Here is an 18,840-nt window from a genome sequence, read left to right as displayed (position 1 = left end):
AGAATCATCACCCATCTTTGATCAGTGCATAAAGGAGCATCGATGTCTCAGCCCACCGATGAGAAGATCATCATTGACGATCACGGTCGCATTCTCAACGATCCCACCCATGCCGCCCCCGTTGAACACGGAAACTCCCCGGCTGCATGGGCCCTGGTGGTGCTGGTCCTGATCGGTTCGGTTGTGGGTGCTGTGGCGCTACTGGCCGGACAGATCTGGTTGATCTGGGTAGGTGGCGTCATTGCCGTGGCCGGACTGATTGTTGGCTTCGTGATGCGTCAAATGGGTTATGGAGTCGGTGGCTCCAAAACCAATAGCTCCCACTAAGGATCGCAGTCGCTATGGGTGGTACCGGTACCGTTCTGGATGAGATCATCCGCGGGGTGCGCGAGGACATCGATGACCGCATCCGTGCCGTCTCCCGCGCTCAAATCCAACGCGATGCTGTGTCTGTACCGGCTGCTCGCGACGCCCATCAAGCCCTGGTCAACGGTCGCAACGACCCCACTGGCGTCCGGATCATCGCTGAAATCAAGCGAGCTTCACCGTCTGCCGGGTCCCTGGCTGAGATTCCGGCTGTCGCTGAGCTGGCAACCCGGTATCAGAATGGGGGTGCCGCGGTGATCTCGGTGCTGACCGAACAGCGTCGCTTTCGTGGTTCACTGGCTGACCTGGACGCGGTTCGAGCGGCGGTGGATGTTCCGGTGTTGCGCAAAGACTTCACCGTTGACGAGTACCAAATCTATGAAGCGCGGGCACACGGGGCTGATCTCATCCTGCTCATTGTGGCGGCGCTCGACGATGCGCAACTGAAAGACTTCATTGACCTCACCCATGAACTGGGAATGAACGCGCTGGTTGAGACCCACACGGTCGATGAGATTCAGCGTGCCTACGATATCGCACCCAAGATCGTCGGTCTCAACGTCCGTAATTTGAAAACTCTTGAGGTCAATCGCACCCACTACGCTGAGCTGGCGCAACACCTGCCCGAACACGTCGTTCGGGTGGCCGAGTCCGGGGTGACTGGCCCCGAGCATGTGGCCGACTATGCCCGCCACGGAGCCGATGCGGTGCTGGTAGGGGAAGCGCTGGTCAAACACGGTACCCCCGCAGATGCGATCCGTGACTTCCGTGCCACCAGTGTCTCTGGCGAGAGGACCGATTCGTGACTGAGCGCTGTTGGATAGCTCGCAGTCAATGGTGCCGGTCACGTGAAGAATAATCCCGAAAGAAGAACGTGTATGACAACTGCCGATCACCACATCGCACCGGGGTCCCTGACCGGACCACAGGGACCATACCGGGAAGAACAGGGTCCCTATTTCGGGCCTTTCGGCGGACGCTGGATGCCGGAATCGTTGATTGCAGCTCTGGACGAACTCACCGAGGCCTTTAACGCCGCCCGTGAGGACCCTGAGTTCACCGCGGAGCTGGCAGATCTCTACGCCAACTACATCAACCGGCCCTCGTTGCTCACCGAAGTGACGCGCTTTGCCAAGGATCTGCCCGGGGTGCGGGTGTTTCTCAAGCGTGAGGACCTCAACCACACCGGCTCCCACAAGATCAATAACGTGATCGGTCAGGCGCTCCTGGCCCAGAAGATGGGTAAAACCCGGTTGATTGCCGAAACCGGAGCTGGCCAACACGGGGTGGCCACCGCCACCGCCGCCGCGTTGTTCGGGATGGAATGCACCGTCTACATGGGGGAGGAAGACACCCGTCGCCAGGCCCTGAACGTAGCCCGTATGCACATGTTGGGGGCCACGGTGGTGCCGGTAACCGTTGGCTCCCGCACACTCAAAGACGCGATCAATGAAACTCTGCGCGACTGGGTGGCCAGTGTCGACACCACACACTATCTGATGGGTACTGTGACCGGGCCACACCCGTTCCCGGCCATGGTGCACTACTTCCACCGGGTCATCGGCGAGGAAGCACGGCAACAAATCCTGGATGCCACCGGCCGGCTACCGGATGCGGTCACCGCCTGTGTGGGTGGTGGATCGAACGCCATCGGCATCTTCCACGGATTCCTCGACGACCCCAAGGTAGAACTCTACGGTTTTGAGGCCGGCGGACACGGCGTGGAGACCGGTAAGCACTCGGCTCCCATCACCGTTGGCGACGTGGGCATCCTGCACGGAGCGAAGTCCTACCTGATGCAGGACCGCGACGGCCAAACCCTGGAAACTCACTCCATTTCGGCCGGTCTGGACTACCCGGGCGTGGGCCCGGAACACTCCTACTTGAACGGCACCGGGCGAGCCCACTACGAGCCCATCAATGACGATGAGTGCATGCAGGCCTTTTTAAAACTCTCCCGTCGTGAGGGGATCATGCCCGCCCTGGAATCAGCACATGCGGTCGCCGGTGCCATCAAACTTGCCCAGCGGTGGCACGATCAGGGTCTCGTCTCTGCATCCACCCCCGCATCCGAGCAGAAGATCATCCTGGTCAATCTCTCCGGACGGGGCGATAAAGACGTCACGACCGCCGCGGAGTATCTCAACCTGTTGGATGACAGCACCGATACCGAGGAGACACAGCACAGATGACACGGAATCAGATTCGCTCCCGGTGCACCGAGAAAATCGAAGCTGCCCGCCAAGCCGGGCGTACCGCGTTCATCGGTTACCTGCCGGCCGGATTCCCCACACTGCAGGACTCCATTCAGGCCGCCATCGAGCTGGGACGCAACGGCGCTGACATTATCGAGATTGGCTTGCCTTACTCGGATCCGGTCATGGACGGGGAAGTCATCCAGAAGGCCACCGCCCACGCCCTGAACAACGGTTTTCATACTGATCAGGTTTTCCAGCTCGTCAACGACGTCACCGCAGCTACCGATGCGGCCGTGGTGGTGATGACCTACTGGAACCTGGTGTCACGCCTGGGGGTCACCGAGTTTGCCCGTCGGCTGGCCGAAGCCGGCGGAGCCGGACTGGTCACCCCTGATCTGGTGCCCGAAGAAGCTGATGAATGGTTCACAGCCAGTGACCGGTACGAGCTGGACCGTATCTTCCTCACCGCACCGTCGTCCTCGGATGAACGTGTCGAGCTGGTCGTGAACTCCAGCCGTGGTTTCGTTTATGCCGTCTCGGTCATGGGTGTGACCGGAGCCCGTCAACACGTCTCGGAAGCTGCCCAGCGCGTGGTGGATCGTGCGCACCGGGCGGGGGCACCGCGGGTGTGCGTGGGGCTGGGGATCTCACAGCCTGAGCACATCCAGCAGATTGGTCGTTACGCTGATGGCGCGATCGTTGGCACGGCCCTGGTGAGTGCTTTACGCGATCACGGTCCTGTAGCAGTGAGAGAACTTGCCGCTAAACTAGCAACCGGTACTGCTCGCAACTAACGAATCGTAGGAACCGATGTTGTCGACTATCAGCACCTGGGAGACACTGGCAGCTATCCCGGCCCCCGGCTGGGACGGCTTCACGCTAGGACCCCTCGAGATCCGTGCATACGCTCTGTGCATCATCCTGGGCGCCATTCTGGCGTTCTGGCTGGGTAATAGGCGCTGGAAGAAACGTGACGGCGCCGAGGGCGCGGTCTTCGACATCGGCATCTGGGCGTTGCTCTTTGGTATTGTCGGAGCTCGCCTCTACCACGTTTTCACCAACCCCGGCCCGTTCTTCGGCCCAGGTTTCGACGGGAGCGGTGACCCGGTGCGCATCCTCTACATCTGGGAGGGTGGCATCGGTATCATGGGGGCGATCTCGATGGGCGCGTTGGGTGCCTGGATCGCCTGCCGGCGTTATGGATACAAAATTGCTGCCTTCGCCGATGTGGTGGCTCCCGGCATCTTACTGGCTCAGGCCATCGGCCGATGGGGCAACTACTTCAACCAAGAACTTTTTGGTGGCCCGACAGATCTGCCGTGGGGTCTGGAAGTTGATGCCAACCACTACAATTTCCCGGACGGCTATCCCGCCGATACGCTGTTCCACCCCACGTTCCTTTACGAATCGTTGTGGAACCTGCTCGGCGTGGTCGTGCTCTTGCTGATCGATCGGAAATTCCAATTACGCCGAGGCATGATGCTGTGGAGCTATGTGGCCTGGTATGGCGCCGGACGCACCGTGATCGAGAATCTGCGTACCGACTACGTCGCCGACGTCGAAATCCTGGGTGTCACCATGCGCTTGCACGCCTGGATTTCTCTGGCGCTGTTCGTCGTGGCCGCTGTCATGCTCGTCTACCTGTTCTTCACCCGGCCTCGCACCGCTGAAAAACGCGCGGAAGCCGAAACTGTCTGGCTTCCCGGTCGCGCACCCGATACCACCACACAGACCGCTACAGACACCGAGCATCCGGATTCACCCCAACCGGTAGGATCATCCCAGGTCAACACCAGATCTGAGAGCTAAACCCGCGCGTCGGCAACAGCATCAGTGCGGCGAAACATCCGTCACTGAAGCGTTTCTTTTCTCTACCCATCAGTCCTAGGGTTAAAGCTATGAGACATGCAAAAATTGTCGCCACCTTCGGACCTTCGACCGCCAGCTATCACACGACCCGCCAGCTGCTAGAAGCAGGCGTTGACGTGGCCCGGCTGAACATGAGTCACGGTGACCACCAGATCCACCGTGAAACCTACGACACAATCCGCCAGGCGGCTACGGACCTGAATCAACCGGTGGCGATTTTTGCCGACCTGCAAGGGCCAAAGATCCGGACCGGCACCTTCGAGAACGGTCCTCATGAGCTCACCGCTGGACAGAGCTTCACCATCACGACCGACGATGTGCCCGGCACCGCAGAAAAGGTGTCCACGACCTTCAAAGGATTGCCCGCCGACGTGTCGGTCGGAGACCAATTGCTGGTCGATGACGGTAAGATTCAGTTGCGCGCCACTGAGGTGACTGATACCGAGGTGATCTGTGAGGTCATGGTCGGAGGCGAGATTTCCAACCACAAAGGTATCAACCTCCCTGGAGTGGCGGTCAATGTCCCGGCCCTGACAGACAAAGACCAAGAAGATCTGCGGTGGGCGTTGGACACCGGCGTGGATATGATCGCGCTGTCCTTTGTGCGCAACGCTGCTGATATCGAGCTGGTTCATCAGATCATGGATGAAAAACAGCGCCGAATCCCAGTTATCGCCAAGCTCGAAAAGCCCCAGGCGATTGATAATCTCCAAGACATCGTTGATGCCTTCGACGCGATCATGGTTGCCCGCGGTGACCTGGGCGTGGAGTTGCCCTTGGAAGATGTGCCCGTGGTCCAGAAACGAGCCATTGAAATGGCTCGTCGCTGGGCCAAGCCCGTCATCGTGGCGACTCAGGTGCTGGAATCAATGATTGAGAACCCACGCCCCACACGTGCCGAAGCCTCCGACTGTGCCAACGCGGTCCTCGACGGTGCCGATGCTGTGATGCTATCGGGTGAGACCTCGATTGGTAAATACCCAGTCGAAACCGTGCGCACCATGTCCGAGATCATCACCTCCACCGAAGTCCACGGTCTGGAACGCATCGCCCCGCTAGGCTCTAAACCCCGCACCCGGGGCGGTGCGGTGACTCGGGCGGCCGTGAATATCGCCGAACGGCTAGAAATCACCAACCTGGTGTGTTTCACCCAATCGGGAGACTCCGCCCATCGGCTGTCCCGGTTGCGTCCCGAACAGCCGATATATGCCTTCACCCACTCCGACCAGACTCACAACCAGCTGTGCCTGACCTGGGGTGTCACACCGCGGATCGTGCCCTTCGTGAATTCCACTGACCAAATGACGGCCCAAGTGGATGCTGAGCTGATCCGGGAAGGGGTCGCTGAACCCGGCGAACTTGTGATCATTGTGGCGGGCTCACCTCCCGGTAAGCCCGGGACCACCAATATGCTCAAGGTCCACTGCCTTGGGGATGTCACTTCCGAGGGCAGCGTCGAGACCAGTCAAGAACCGGTCAGTCCCGCACCACGTCACCGTATGGATCAGATATCAGGCTGGTCACCGCTCTAAACCCACCGTGAGCTCTCAGTCCTTGGGGTCTTGCACCCCGCGACTGGAGTTCATCTGTTCAACGACGGTCGCAGCTACCTGATGCATCGTCAGTCGCCGGTCCATGGAGGTCTTCTGGATCCACCGGAAGGCCTCCGGCTCCGTTAGTCCCAATGTCTCCATCAGCCACGTCTTAGCACGATCAACCATTTTGCGGGTTTCAAACCGCTCGGTGATATCCGACACCTCATTGGCCAAAGCTTGCATTTGATCAAACCGGGCTGCCGCCAACTCAATGGCCGGTACGAGGTCCTGCTCCTTGAACGGCTTGACCAAATACGCCATCGCACCGGCCTCAGTGGCTTGAATTATTAACTCCCGTTGCGGCAGCGCGGTGAGAATCACCACCGGAGCGAGTTTCTCGGCACAGATCTCACGGGTTGCGACAATCCCATCCACCACCGGCATCGAAATATCCATCAGCACCACATCCGGTTGGTGTTGCCGGGTGAGATCAATGGCACGTTGTCCGTTCTCGGCTTGACCGACCACCTCGTACCCGAGGCCTTCGAGCGTTTCGACAATATCGAGTCGAATAATGGTCTCGTCCTCGGCCACGACAATACGACGGGTCTGGCGTGGCAAACCCAGCTGTCCGGTGTCTTGCTCAGACGTCATAACATCCTCCAACCATCGTGGCGTTGACCCCGGTCAAGCGACCGCTGATGTGTACCGAGTCACTATTCTACGCAACCTGTTCACCAGCTCGTGAGACACCGCTCTCACCGTGTTCAGAATTTCTTTCCCAGGCAGAATTGTGTGTAATATGGGTCGAGTGCCAGCCCGAATGGCGGAATTGGTAGACGCGCCGCACTCAAAATGCGGTATCGCAAGATGTGTGGGTTCGAGTCCCACTTCGGGCACCACTCTCCACTGTTCTCAGCGGTCTCTCCGCGTTTACCACCGCACCCTACCCGTGCTACATCGGTGCTTATGACATCACCCCGACACGGGGCCAGCCTGTGTTTGACTGTCTCCTGCAAGCAGGGAAGGATGATGTTGCTGGTTACCTGGAGGTTCCAGGTCACCTGGTTTAAAATAGATCATCGGAATGACCATCACTGGCACCCACACGTCACACCAACACACAGTCTGATACTCGGAGGGGGAGTCATGCCACAGCCAGCTCAGTACGGCCGCTCCCATCCCGGGTTCCTTCCTATTCGTTGGGTGCTTTTGCATTCCGGGACGAACGGGCACATCACCCAGTGGGGTCAAATGCTGTCCGGGTTACCGCCCACGTAGACCGATGGCCATCCCCGCTGCGGGGCCCGGACCATTCCGGTTCCTGCAGGTTTTCTCATCCCTGCCCCCAACGATAAAGGTAACTTCCTTCGTGCTTCTGGCCTCCGTCATCCTGGTCCTTCTTGGCGTGATCAGCGCCGGCCCATTATCGCAATGGCTCGGTCGCAACGCCGGATGGGTATTATGCCTGCCGCTGCTGGCGGCCGCCGTCCTGTTGATGAGCGCCTACATCATCAGTCCCGGCGGTGAGGTGATCGAGTATTATCCCTGGATCCCGGGCCTGCTCGAAATCGGCTTCCACCTCCGACTCAACGGTCTCTCCCTGCTGTTCTCTCTGCTGGTGTTGCTCATCGGGGCCGGAGTGCTGTTCTACTCGCCACGGTATTTGGGCTCAACAAAACTCGTCTCCTTCTATCTGACGATGTCAGCCTTCGCGCTGGCCATGCTGGTGTTGGTACTGTCCAACGACCTGCTGGTCTTCTACATCGCCTGGGAAGGCACCACCTTCTGTTCCTTCTTCCTCATCGCCCGCTCCGGCCCGCATGCCCACCAGCCGGCCATCCGCACATTACTGGTCACCGTGGCCGGAGGACTGTGCCTGCTGGCTGCGGTGTGTGTGATGACCGTAGCGGCCGGAACCACCGTGATCACCGAGGTATTAGCCTCCGAGATCTGGACCCGTCCCGGCATCACCACCAGCGTGGTGGTACTGCTGGCGATGGCAGCACTGACCAAATCTGCGCAGTTCCCCTTCCAAGCCTGGTTGCCCGACTCCATGGTGGCCATCTCCCCGGTGTCTGCTTACCTGCACGCGGCCGCGATGGTCAAGGCGGGGGTCTATCTCCTGTTGCTGTTCTCGCCAGCACTGGCCGGGCATGGACTGTGGACCCTGTTGCTGGTGTTGCTGGGAACCATCACGTGTCTGTTCGGTGCTTTCGGCGCCCTGCGTCGGTACGACCTGAAAGAACTGTTGGCCTACTCCACCATGTCCCAGCTGGGCTATCTGGTGATGCTTATCGGTGTCGGCACCCCACTGGCGATCACCGCCGCGGTGCTACACACCATGGCCCACGCCCTGTTTAAATCCGCTTTATTCCTCTCCGTTGGCATCATCGACCACCAAGCCGGCACCCGCGATATGCGCATGCTGGCCTCCCGCGATGTGAACATGCCGGCCACTCTCACCGTGCTCACCGTCGCTGCCGCCTCCATGGCCGGTCTGCCACCGCTGTTCGGGTTCGTGTCCAAAGAAACCCTGTTCGACGCACTGATCGAAACAAACCTCCCCGGCGAATTACACGTGGCCCTGACCGTGGCAATCGTCGTGGCAGCCATCTGCACCTTCGCTTACTCGGGCCGACTGGTCTGGGGCGCCTTCGGTAACTACCGTTCACCCCGTGGCTGGCTGAACACCCCGCGGGGCTCCTCGGCCGATATCCGCACCGTTAAAGATGGCAAGATCACCTTCTGGATCTTCCCGATGATCGTCTCGCTGGCCGGCGTCGTCCTCGGGCTGGCTCCCGGGCTCACCGATCAACTCGCCACCGCTGCTGTCTCCGAGGCCGTCGGCAGCTACACCGAAGTCCACTCTGCGCTCTGGCACGGGTTCACCCCCGCCCTGGGGCTATCCGTGCTGGTCATCATCGGCGGTGTGATCGCGGTCTGGAAGATGCCAGAGATCGAAGCATTCCTGGTTCCGCGCGGGATTCCCGTTTCCGGACTCGGCGTGGTCGAAGCCCTGCGTGAAGGACTCATAGACTTCGGTGCCCGTGTGGGTGCCTGGACCTCCGGACAAAACCCAGGACGCCACCTGATCGTGCCCGCTGTGGCAGTCATTGCCCTGGCCGTCATCGGACTTTTCACACTCCCGGGCCACCTACCCGACCAAGTCGATGGTCTCGATCTGCCCCTGGACTGGGCACTGGTGTTGCTGACCGGGGTCGGTGTATTCGCTACCATCAGAACCCAAACCCGCATTTCAGCCCTGGTGGTTGTTGGCGTGGTCGGCTTCACCACCACGCTGTGGTTCTTCAACCTGGGCTCGGTCGATGTTGCCCTGACCCAGCTGCTGATCGAGATCCTCACCGTGGTGGTCATGGTGCTACTGCTCAAACGGTTGCCCCAACGATTCTCTACGACCTCGCTGCGCCAGGCCCTACCGGCCGCCATCGCGGCCCTGGGCGCTGGTGGCGCCGCCTTCCTTGGCGTCTTTGCCCTGACCGGCCGACGCGAACTGTCTGATGTGGGATCCTATTACGCCACCGAAGCCACTGAGATCACCGGCGGCGACAATATCGTCAATACCATCCTCGTCGAATTCCGTGCGCTAGACACCCTGGGCGAGCTCACGGTACTCGGTGTGGCCGGTATCGGCGTGGCGGCACTGTTGGCCTCACGCAAGCCCGACCCGGTGTTGCAATCAGCAGCCTCTAGCACCTCGCCACTGTCGCACCCTCACGTGAATCTGGCGTATCTGCGCAGCTTCACCAAGATCGCCGTCCCGGTGATGATGGTGCTCTCCCTGGTCACGCTGGTCCGTGGCCATAACGAACCCGGCGGCGGATTCATTGCCGCGCTACTGGCCGGGGCCGGGTTCTCGTTGCTGTACCTGGTCGCTTCCTCCGATCAACGCGCTCCTGTGCGCTGGCCTTATATCACGCTGATCGGTACCGGCGTGGTCGTCGGTGTGCTCACCGGTATCTGGGGCATGCTCGAAGGATCCTTCCTCACCCCACTACACGCCGATGTATTTGGCCTGCACCTCAACACCGCGCTGATCTTCGATCTGGGGGTCTACTTGGCGGTGCTGGGCTTGATCCTCATGGCTTTCAACCTGTTGGGTATGGATCAACCCCGCGATGACGGCGCTCTGGGACAACAATTACCTCCACCCCCGGACCCCCACCCGACCACCGGAGTGCTCCCCTCACAGCGGATCCGGACTGAATCGCGGTCCCGGCAACCAGACACTGATGCAAACCCCTCACACGATCGGCAGGTGAAACGATGACCCTGGCACTAACCGTTGGCCTCCTTGTGGCAGGGGCCGTGTACCTGTTCACCAAACGAGAAATGTTGCGCATCATTCTGGGCTTCATCCTGCTTGGCCACGCCGGAAACTTGGTGCTGATGGCTGCCGGTGGCGCGTCCCGACGTCACGAGCCCTTCGGCGAGGTTGACCCCGAACTGGCCGCCGACCCTTTGCCTCAAGCCATGGTGCTCACCGCGATCGTGATTGCCTTCTCCATCACGGTATTCATGCTCGTCCTCGCGGTCACCGGTGACCGAGGTGACCGTACTGCCGGTCGCACCGAGACTCTGGACACCACAGCAGAGGCGGTCTCTGACGCCACCATCCCGGGCACGGCCACTCACACCTTGGAAGTCTTGCACGCCCAGGAAGAGGCCAACGACCAAGCCCGCTCGGCCCAACAAGCCGCTGAGCAGTCCCAGCAGGCCGGCACACAGCGTCCCACAGGAGGCGAGAAATGAGCCAAAACGTGCTGGAGATGCTGTTGCCGATGATGGTCGCGGTTCCACTACTGGTCGGCGGGGCCCTGGCGGTGGTCGGTAACCGGCTGAAACTACACGCCTGGGTGATGATGATCACCCAGCTCGTGATCCTGGCCTTCTCGGTCTACTTGGTGGCCTACTTTGCCCACCCCGATCACCCGGATGCGCTGGGCCACTCGGTGGGGTTATGGCCCTATGGTGTCGGCATTCCGTTTGTGGCCGATATGTTTTCGGCCCTGATGCTGACGGTCACCAGCATCCTGACGGTTTGTTGTACCTGGTTCGCGCTGGCCTCCTATGCGGCCAACTCCATGTTCTTTGCCCCCCTGGTGTTGATCCTGGGATCCGGCGTCAACGGTGCATTTCTCACCGCGGATTTGTTCAACCTCTTCGTGTTCCTTGAGGTCATGCTTCTGCCGTCTTATGGGTTGTATGTCCTCTCGGCCAACCGACAGACCCCGGCCCGTCGCGTTCACGGTGCCCGGTTATACGTCACCTTGAACCTGTTCACCTCCACGCTGTACATGATCGGTGTGGGTTTCCTCTACGGCACCGCCGGGAGCGTGAACATCGGTGTGCTGGCCAGCCTGGGGTCCTCCGACCGGACGGTGGCCATGGCCGCGTCGGTGTGTTTGTTGGCGCTGGGTATTAAAGCTGCCATCGTCCCGCTGCACGGCTGGTTGGCCCGGTCCTACCCGGCCACCTCACCGGCGATCACCGCGCTGTTCTCCGGACTACACACCAAGGTCGCCATCTATGCGATTTACCGGCTGTACGCGGTGATTTTCGACGGCGACACCCGCTTTCTGTGGGTCGGAGTATTGCTGTTCTGCCTCACTATGGTCATCGGCGTGCTCGGGGCGGTAGGGGAGAAGACCACCCGCACCATTTTGGCCTTCCACATGGTTTCCCAGATTGGTTACATCCTGCTCGGCGTCGCATTGTTCACCGAATTGGGGCTGACCGCCGGCATCTTCTACCTGTTGCACCACATGATCGTCAAAGCCAGCCTGTTCCTGTCTACCGGGGCCGTGGAAGTCCGCTACGGCACCGGTGTGATCGGTGCACTGGGCGGAATCGTACGTACCGAACCCTGGGTGGCTGGAGCCTTCTTGGTGGCTGCCCTGTCATTGGCCGGGATCCCACCGTTCTCCGGATTTATGGCGAAGTTCTTGCTGATCCTTGGAGCGGTCGAAGCCGACGAAATCGCCGCGGTCGTCGTGATGGTGGTGGTCTCGTTGGTTACGCTGCTATCGATGCTGAAGATCTGGTCGGGGATGTTCTGGGAAAAATCCGCCCAGCGGACCAAGTCGAAATCGCGTAACACCCCCTCGGCGACCCGTATTATTGCCTCAACCGCTTCGGCCTACTCTGATCCGAACTCGCGGACCCCCCAACTGGCCCATATGGCCTCCGAATCACAGTTCCAGACTCTCACACAGTCGATGACCATTATCGAATCCGACCGGTCGACCGTGCCCAAAAAACGCATTAGCTGGAACCTGTCGCTACCAGCGATCGTGCTCGCTGGACTCACCATCTGCTTGGGCCTGGGCGCACAGCTGCTACTGACCCTGTCAGGAATGGCCGCCGAAGGCCTGCTCGATACCAGCAACTATCTCGAGGCGGTGATGAACGGATGATCACGACCCGACGTTCTGCCAGCGTGGGTGACTACTTCAGCTGGCCCTTCCGGTTCATCTGCGTGTTGGTGTGGTACATCAAAGAAGTGATCGTCGCCAACTGGGCGGTGATTGCCGATAACCTCACGCCCGGACTCAACGCCCACTCTGGGATCGCCCGGGTGCCGACCCGGTGCGAATCCGAACTCGAAGTCACATTGCTGTCCTCGATGATTACCATCACCCCCGGAACCCTGACGCTGGGGACCACCATTGACGTCCACGGGGTGCGCTGGATCTACGTGCACTCGCTCTACGACGGAGATGCGGACGCCATTCGCGAGGGGTCCTGGGATATGGAAGAACATATGCTCCGCGCCAAACGTCCCGAAGGTTTCGATCACCCCCGACCCGAACACCCGAGATCGGGCCCGGAACTCTACAAAGAACTCTTCGATCCCGAAGTTCAGGCTGGAGAGCGCGCCCTCGCCGAAGACACCGAGGCCGAACAGGACGGGAGGTAACCAATCATGGACCTGATCAATCTCGATTTCCTCGGTCTTGACATCGCCTTTGCGCTACTGATCGTCTCGACCCTGGTGGCCACCTGGCGCATGTTGAAAGGACCGACCGAAGCGGACCGTGCCATCGCCGGGGATTTGCTGATGTTCGGTGTGGCCGGACTGATCGCGATCTTTGGGGTTCGACTCGGCGGTCAGTTCACCTTCGATATTGTGCTGGTAGCCTCGGTGATCGGATTCCTCTCCGCCATCTCGCTGGGTCGAGCACTCACCAGGGGGCAACGCTAATGGATATCACCACCTTCTCTTTCGTTCTCGGCCAGGTCTTCGTCGTGCTCGGGGCCCTGGTTTTTGCCACCGCAGCCCTGGGCCTGGTGCGGTTTACCGACCCCTTCATGCGCGTCTCCGCCGTCGGTACCGCCGGGGGACTGGGCATGATCCTGGTGGTCGTCGGCTGCCTGCTGGTCCAACCCACCGTGGTTGACACGCTCAAGGTCATCCTGATTATCTTCATGCAACTGGGTACCTCCGCGATCGGCACGATGGCCATTGCTCGCTCCAGTTATCTGACCGGCGTACGGATGGACCCCGGCTACTTTGACGAGCTGGACGAAGACGACGTCACCGGGGAGAGTGTGGAAACCCGCTGAGAACCCGGCGCCCCACCGATAGGATGGAAGCTGTGATTGAGCAACAAAGATCCCGCACCACCGCATCGGATTCCGCCGTGACGTCCCCGGAGCGCTCCCAGCAGAACTCTCGGCTGTTGGTCATCGATGGCCACTCCATGGCGTTTCGGGCCTTCTACGCGCTACCGGCAGAGAACTTCGCCACAACCACCGGGCAACACACGAATGCGGTGTATGGATTCTTGACCATGTTGCTGTCGATGATTCGCGAGCAACAACCCACCCACGTCGCGGTCGCCTTCGACGTCTCCACCCCGACCTTCCGTTCGGAAGAATACGGTGAATACAAGGCCGGTCGGCAAGAAACTCCCGAGGAATTCTCCGGCCAGATTGATCTGATCGGTAAAGTCCTCGAGGCCCTGAACATTCCGGCGATCACCGTCGACGGCTACGAAGCCGACGACATTGTGGCAACCTTCTCGGCGCAAGCCGAGCAAGCCGGTTGGACCACCGTGGTGGTCTCCGGCGACCGGGACGCCTTCCAGCTGATCTCGGAGACCACCGCGGTGTTGTATCCGACCAAGGGTGTCTCCGAAATCCCACCGATGACCACCCAAACGGTGCTGGATAAATACGGGGTTACTCCAGCACAATACCCCGAGCTGGCGGCCCTAGTCGGGGAAAAAGCCGATAATCTCCCCGGTGTCCCCGGTGTTGGCGCCGGTTTCGCTTCCAAATGGTTGAAACAATACGGAGATCTGCAGGGCGTGATCGAAAACGCTGACCAGATCAAGGGGAAAAAAGGCCAAGCGCTACGCGAGCACCTCGACGATGTGATCCGTAACCGCAAACTCAACGCGCTGGTACGCGACCTAGACCTTCCCGTTCAGCTCGAAGCCACCGCGCTGTCTGCACCGGATCACGACCACATCAACGATTTATTCGATTCCCTGGAATTCAACCGCGTGCGCGAACGGGTTTTCGATGTCTTCAATGAACGTCTCGGCCTCGAAGGCTCCTCAGCTCAGGCCTCGGTGGAGGTCACCATCGAGCTGATCACCCAGGCAGCCCAGCTACGGGATTTTCTCTCCACCCATGGTGGCTCTTCGCTCGGGGTTTTCGCCCAGATCACCGCCCCGGAGGTCATCACCCGACGCAAAATCCCGGCCCCTGGCGACTACGGCACCGTGGCCGCAGTCTCTATCGCCACTGAAGACCAGGCCGGTGTGATCGAGCTTTCCGGGTCTACTGACACCGAGCTGATCGCCGAAGTCAACGATTTCTTACTCTCGGGCTCCTACCAAAAAGTGGTCTACGACCTAAAAACACTGATCAAAGCCGGTGGCGCCACCGAGGTGCTCACGCAGTCCTTGAACGAGGACCAAGACCTCCACCACATTGCCGAGGTCGTCGACGACATCCTGCTCTGCGGATACGTGCTCCAGCCGGACCGTCGCGGTTACGATCTGCCAGCGCTAGCGCAGACGTATCTGAACACCACGCTCGAGGTGCCCAAAACAGCACCGGTGAATAAACAGGGTGAGCTCGATCTGGGGGAGACTCACGAGCCAGCACTGAGCCAGGAAATGCAGACCTATCTGGGTCAGGCCGCGTCGATGCTGATCCGACTCCACGAAGTCATGTACCCCGAGCTGATCGCCCGCGATGCGCATCAGCTGGTCACCGAGGTGGAAATTCCGCTCTCCCGAGTGCTGGCCGTGATGGAAGAAACCGGGGTTGCGGTCGATACCAATAAGCTCCACGAGCTCCTGGAAGTCTTTAGTGATCAGGCTCAGGCCGCCGAAGACCGAGCACGGGAATCCATCGACGGTGACCCGGTGAACCTGGGCTCGCCCAAACAGCTTCAAACCGTGCTCTTCGACCGGTTGAATCTACCCAAGACTCGTAAAACGAAAACCGGGCACTCCACTGATGCCGAATCCCTCAATGATCTGCTGGACAAGACCGATCACCCCTTTCTGCACAACCTGATGGCCTATCGAGATGCCACCAAATTGAAACAAACCGTGCAGGGTCTGCTCGATTCGGTGGCTACCGATCAGCGCATCCACACCACCTACTCTCAGACCGCGGCGGCGACGGGGCGACTGTCGAGCCTGAACCCGAACCTGCAGAATATTCCGGTCCGCACTGAAACCGGTCGACGTATTCGCGACATTTTCCAGGCCGGGACCATTCCCGGATGCGATGAACCCACCACACTGCTGACAGCGGATTATTCGCAGATCGAAATGCGCATCATGGCCCACTTGTCCGAGGATGCCGGATTGATCCAGGCTTATCAGGAGGGTGAGGACCTCCACCGGTTCGTCGGCTCCCAGGTCTTTGATGTCCGTCCCGCAGAGGTGACCACTGCGATGCGTGACAAGGTCAAAGCGATGTCCTACGGTCTGGCCTACGGTCTGAGTTCTTTCGGGCTATCCAAACAGCTCAGAATTCCGGTTGATGAGGCCCGTGAGCTGATGAGTTCCTACTTCCAGCGCTTCGGCTCCGTGCAAAAATACCTGCGTGGGGTGGTCAAAGAAGCCCGCAACGACGGCTATACCTCCACGATGATGGGGCGACGTCGCTATCTGCCAGACTTGCAGTCCGATAATCGCCAATTGCGGGATATGGCAGAACGCGCGGCGCTGAATGCCCCGATTCAGGGCTCGGCCGCGGATCTGATCAAGGTCGCGATGCTCGGTGTCGCCCGGCGACTCCGCGAGGAATCGATGAACACGCGGATGCTGTTGCAGGTCCACGACGAACTGATTCTCGAGGTCCCAGAATCAGAACGGGAACGGGCCGAAACAATTCTGGTTGAAGAAATGTCGCAGGCCGCCGAGCTCTCGGTGCCCCTGGATGTGCAAGTCGGACGCGGACGCACCTGGCAGCAAGCAGCCCACTAAGTGCAGAGCACGTCATGTTCCGCGCAATACTGCGGAATTGATCGTGTTGTCACATTGACCTTGACAACGTCATGCCGTAAGATTATCAGGTGCGCCGGCATGCCGGCGCTCTGCTGAGATTTCCCCGCACCGACGCTGAGGCGTCTTCACGATAGCGAGGTCGTTCTCAACATCCAAAGACCATTAGTTAATAAACCATATCCATTCGGAGTCCCTACTACATGACCACTACTACCAATGCCCCACAGGTTGCCGTCAACGACATTGGAACGGAAGACGATTTCCTCAATGCCGTCGATGAGACCATCAAATACTTTAACGATGGCGACCTGGTGGCTGGCACCGTCGTCAAAGTCGACCGCGACGAGGTCCTGCTCGATATCGGCTACAAGACCGAGGGTGTGATCCCGTCTCGCGAACTGTCCATCAAGAATGACGTTGATCCCGACGATGTCGTGGCGGTGGGCGACTCCATTGAAGCCCTGGTGCTGACCAAGGAAGATAAAGAAGGCCGTCTCATTCTGTCCAAGAAGCGTGCTCAGTACGAGCGGGCTTGGGGCGACATCGAGAAGATCAAGGACGAAGACGGTGTGGTCACCGGTACCGTCATCGAGGTGGTCAAGGGTGGCCTGATCCTCGACATCGGGCTGCGTGGCTTCCTGCCGGCCTCCCTGGTTGAAATGCGTCGCGTTCGCGACCTGGCCCCCTACATCGGTCAGCAGCTGGAAGCTAAGATCATCGAATTGGATAAGAACCGCAACAACGTGGTGCTGTCCCGTCGTGCCTGGCTGGAGCAGACCCAGTCCGAGGCTCGTTCGAACTTCCTGCAGGCTTTGCAGAAGGGTCAGGTCCGCAACGGTGTGGTCTCCTCGATCGTCAACTTCGGTGCTTTCGTGGACCTGGGTGGCGTCGACGGTCTGGTTCATGTTTCCGAGCTGTCCTGGAAGCACATTGACCACCCCTCTGAGGTTGTCGAAGTGGGTCAGGAAGTCACCGTTGAGGTCCTCGATGTCGACATGGACCGTGAACGCGTCTCCTTGTCGTTGAAGGCCACTCAGGAAGATCCGTGGCAGCTGTTCGCCCGTACCCACGCTCTGGGTCAGATCGTGCCCGGTAAGGTCACCAAGCTGGTACCGTTCGGTGCTTTCGTCCGCGTCGAAGACGGCATCGAAGGTCTGGTGCACATCTCCGAATTGGCACACCGTCACATCGATACCGCCGAGCAGATTGTCTCCGTCGGCGAAATCGTCTACGTCAAGGTCATCGACATCGACCTGGAGCGCCGTCGCATCTCGCTGTCGCTGAAGCAGGCCAATGAGGGCGTTGACCCCGAAGGCACCGAGTTCGACCCGGCCCTGTACGGTATGGCCGCCGACTACGACGAAGAAGGCAACTACAAGTACCCCGACGGCTTCGACCCCGAGTCCAACGAGTGGATGGAAGGCTACGAAGAGCAACGTGCTGCTTGGGAGCAGGACTACGCCGATGCTCAGGCCCGCTGGGAAGCTCACAAGGAACAGGTTGCTCGCCACCTGGCCGACAGTGCCGAAGCTGCCGCGGCTGGACCGGTCGACACCGGCCAGGCTTCGTATTCTTCCGAAGAAGAGCACTCCGATGCTGATGACGCCGGTACCCTGGCGTCCGATGAAGCGCTGGCTGCTCTGCGTGAGAAGCTTACCGGCCACTAAACATTGCCTGTCCAGTTCGTCGAGCCGCTGACTGAGACGAACTGTCGAGAACAGTGGGCCCGAGGGAAACTTCCCTCGGGCCCACTGTTTTGATGATGGCTACCATCGCTACGATGACATACGCTAGGCCTCAGACGACGGGGTGGTCTGAGCCTGCCGAGCACGGCGGATGAATGCTTCCATCAGGTGCCGATCCTTGACCCCTCGTTCCTTCTCCACCCCGCTGGAGACGTCGAGCCCCGCCGGATGGTAATTTCGGACCACCTCGGCGACGTTCTCGGGATGGAGCCCACCGGCTAACACCACCGGAACCCTGGCCTCGTGAATCCAATCTGGGGGAGCGGTAAAGGACCCGGTGCCGTGGCTGATGTCGTAGAACCAATACTCGACATTAGGGTGGGCATCGGCACGGGTGGGGGCTTCAGCTGAGGCCACAGCCAAGTGTGCCGGCCGAGGATCATACTCATAGAGTTGGACGGCATCGACAAGATCGAGAGCCTGTTCCACCTCGGTAAAGGTCATCCCCACTGCCATCGTCCGAATCCTGTTCCGGGCTACCCGCGCGAGATCAGCCAGTTGCTCAACCGGGACATACCGAGGTGAGTTCCGAACACACATGAAACCCACCGCATCGTAGCCGAGCTCAGCTGCCCATTCGACATGCTCCGCCCGGGTCACTCCGCACACTTTGATGAACATTGATGGG

16 protein-coding genes and 1 tRNA gene are annotated in these 18,840 nt (G+C 59.9%); 15 read left to right on the top strand and 2 right to left on the bottom strand.

The window, feature by feature from the left end:
• Positions 1–42 precede the first annotated feature (42 nt).
• From DYI20_RS06585 to pyk, 6 genes are all read left to right on the top strand, one after another.
• Entirely contained in the window at positions 43–327 is a 285-nt protein-coding gene (locus DYI20_RS06585) for an HGxxPAAW family protein (protein ID WP_208392072.1), read from the top strand.
• Between the two features lie 14 nt (positions 328–341).
• Positions 342–1,172 carry an indole-3-glycerol phosphate synthase TrpC gene (gene trpC, locus DYI20_RS12585; protein WP_110101034.1) on the top strand — a complete coding sequence of 277 codons (831 nt, stop codon included), beginning with the start codon at positions 342–344 and terminating at the stop codon, positions 1,170–1,172.
• A gap of 72 nt (positions 1,173–1,244) precedes the next feature.
• A complete protein-coding gene (gene trpB, locus DYI20_RS12580) occupies positions 1,245–2,558 on the top strand; it encodes a tryptophan synthase subunit beta (RefSeq protein ID WP_110101035.1) in 1,314 nt (437 codons plus the stop codon).
• Positions 2,555–3,358: a tryptophan synthase subunit alpha gene (gene trpA / locus DYI20_RS06575; protein ID WP_122549153.1), complete on the top strand. Its 804-nt coding sequence runs from the start codon at positions 2,555–2,557 to the stop codon at positions 3,356–3,358. The genes trpB and trpA overlap by 4 nt, the downstream gene beginning before the upstream one ends.
• Before the next feature lie 16 nt (positions 3,359–3,374).
• Positions 3,375–4,373 (top strand): prolipoprotein diacylglyceryl transferase, encoded by a 999-nt coding sequence (lgt, locus tag DYI20_RS06570; RefSeq protein WP_110101037.1) that lies wholly within the window; start codon positions 3,375–3,377, stop codon positions 4,371–4,373.
• Positions 4,374–4,462: 89 nt separating this feature from the next.
• Positions 4,463–5,965 carry a pyruvate kinase gene (gene pyk / locus DYI20_RS06565; RefSeq protein WP_110098265.1) on the top strand — a complete coding sequence of 501 codons (1,503 nt, stop codon included), beginning with the start codon at positions 4,463–4,465 and terminating at the stop codon, positions 5,963–5,965.
• A 15-nt stretch (positions 5,966–5,980) separates the two neighbouring features.
• On the opposite strand, the gene DYI20_RS06560 is transcribed toward pyk, so the two are convergent.
• Complete coding sequence (locus DYI20_RS06560) at positions 5,981–6,622, bottom strand: ANTAR domain-containing response regulator (protein ID WP_110098266.1); 642 nt, start codon at positions 6,620–6,622, stop codon at positions 5,981–5,983.
• Between the two features lie 163 nt (positions 6,623–6,785).
• Here DYI20_RS06560 and DYI20_RS06555 point away from each other — a divergent pair.
• The 9 genes from DYI20_RS06555 to rpsA all read left to right on the top strand — a co-directional run bounded on the left by DYI20_RS06555 (position 6,786) and on the right by rpsA (position 18,134).
• Positions 6,786–6,870, top strand: a tRNA-Leu gene (locus tag DYI20_RS06555).
• A 470-nt stretch (positions 6,871–7,340) separates the two neighbouring features.
• Positions 7,341–10,259, top strand: a complete 2,919-nt coding sequence (locus DYI20_RS06545) for a DUF4040 family protein (protein WP_166769816.1) — start codon at positions 7,341–7,343, stop codon at positions 10,257–10,259.
• A complete protein-coding gene (locus tag DYI20_RS06540) occupies positions 10,256–10,741 on the top strand; it encodes a sodium:proton antiporter (RefSeq protein ID WP_110098269.1) in 486 nt (161 codons plus the stop codon). Before DYI20_RS06545 ends, DYI20_RS06540 begins: the two co-directional genes overlap by 4 nt.
• Entirely contained in the window at positions 10,738–12,405 is a 1,668-nt protein-coding gene (locus DYI20_RS06535; RefSeq protein WP_166769815.1) for a monovalent cation/H+ antiporter subunit D family protein, read from the top strand. The genes DYI20_RS06540 and DYI20_RS06535 overlap by 4 nt, the downstream gene beginning before the upstream one ends.
• Positions 12,402–12,908 carry a Na+/H+ antiporter subunit E gene (locus DYI20_RS06530; RefSeq protein WP_208392071.1) on the top strand — a complete coding sequence of 169 codons (507 nt, stop codon included), beginning with the start codon at positions 12,402–12,404 and terminating at the stop codon, positions 12,906–12,908. The genes DYI20_RS06535 and DYI20_RS06530 overlap by 4 nt, the downstream gene beginning before the upstream one ends.
• A 6-nt stretch (positions 12,909–12,914) precedes the next feature.
• Positions 12,915–13,193: an MrpF/PhaF family protein gene (locus DYI20_RS06525; protein WP_110098270.1), complete on the top strand. Its 279-nt coding sequence runs from the start codon at positions 12,915–12,917 to the stop codon at positions 13,191–13,193.
• Complete coding sequence (locus tag DYI20_RS06520; RefSeq protein ID WP_122549151.1) at positions 13,193–13,555, top strand: cation:proton antiporter; 363 nt, start codon at positions 13,193–13,195, stop codon at positions 13,553–13,555. The genes DYI20_RS06525 and DYI20_RS06520 overlap by 1 nt, the downstream gene beginning before the upstream one ends.
• A gap of 32 nt (positions 13,556–13,587) precedes the next feature.
• Positions 13,588–16,446, top strand: a complete 2,859-nt coding sequence (gene polA, locus DYI20_RS06515) for a DNA polymerase I (RefSeq protein WP_341770999.1) — start codon at positions 13,588–13,590, stop codon at positions 16,444–16,446.
• A gap of 221 nt (positions 16,447–16,667) precedes the next feature.
• Positions 16,668–18,134, top strand: a complete 1,467-nt coding sequence (gene rpsA, locus DYI20_RS06510; RefSeq protein WP_122549149.1) for a 30S ribosomal protein S1 — start codon at positions 16,668–16,670, stop codon at positions 18,132–18,134.
• Positions 18,135–18,257: 123 nt separating this feature from the next.
• Here the strand turns inward: rpsA and DYI20_RS06505 are convergent, their stop codons facing one another.
• The gene (locus DYI20_RS06505) at positions 18,258–18,833 is read right to left on the bottom strand and encodes a phosphoribosylanthranilate isomerase (RefSeq protein WP_166769814.1); all 576 of its coding nucleotides are present in this window, start codon (positions 18,831–18,833) and stop codon (positions 18,258–18,260) included.
• Positions 18,834–18,840 lie beyond the last annotated feature (7 nt).

This window comes from Auritidibacter ignavus (assembly GCF_003703835.1).
Taxonomy (GTDB): domain Bacteria; phylum Actinomycetota; class Actinomycetes; order Actinomycetales; family Micrococcaceae; genus Auritidibacter; species Auritidibacter ignavus.
Note: the sequence above shows the minus strand (reverse complement) of the source record. Positions and strands in the feature narration are given on the sequence as shown.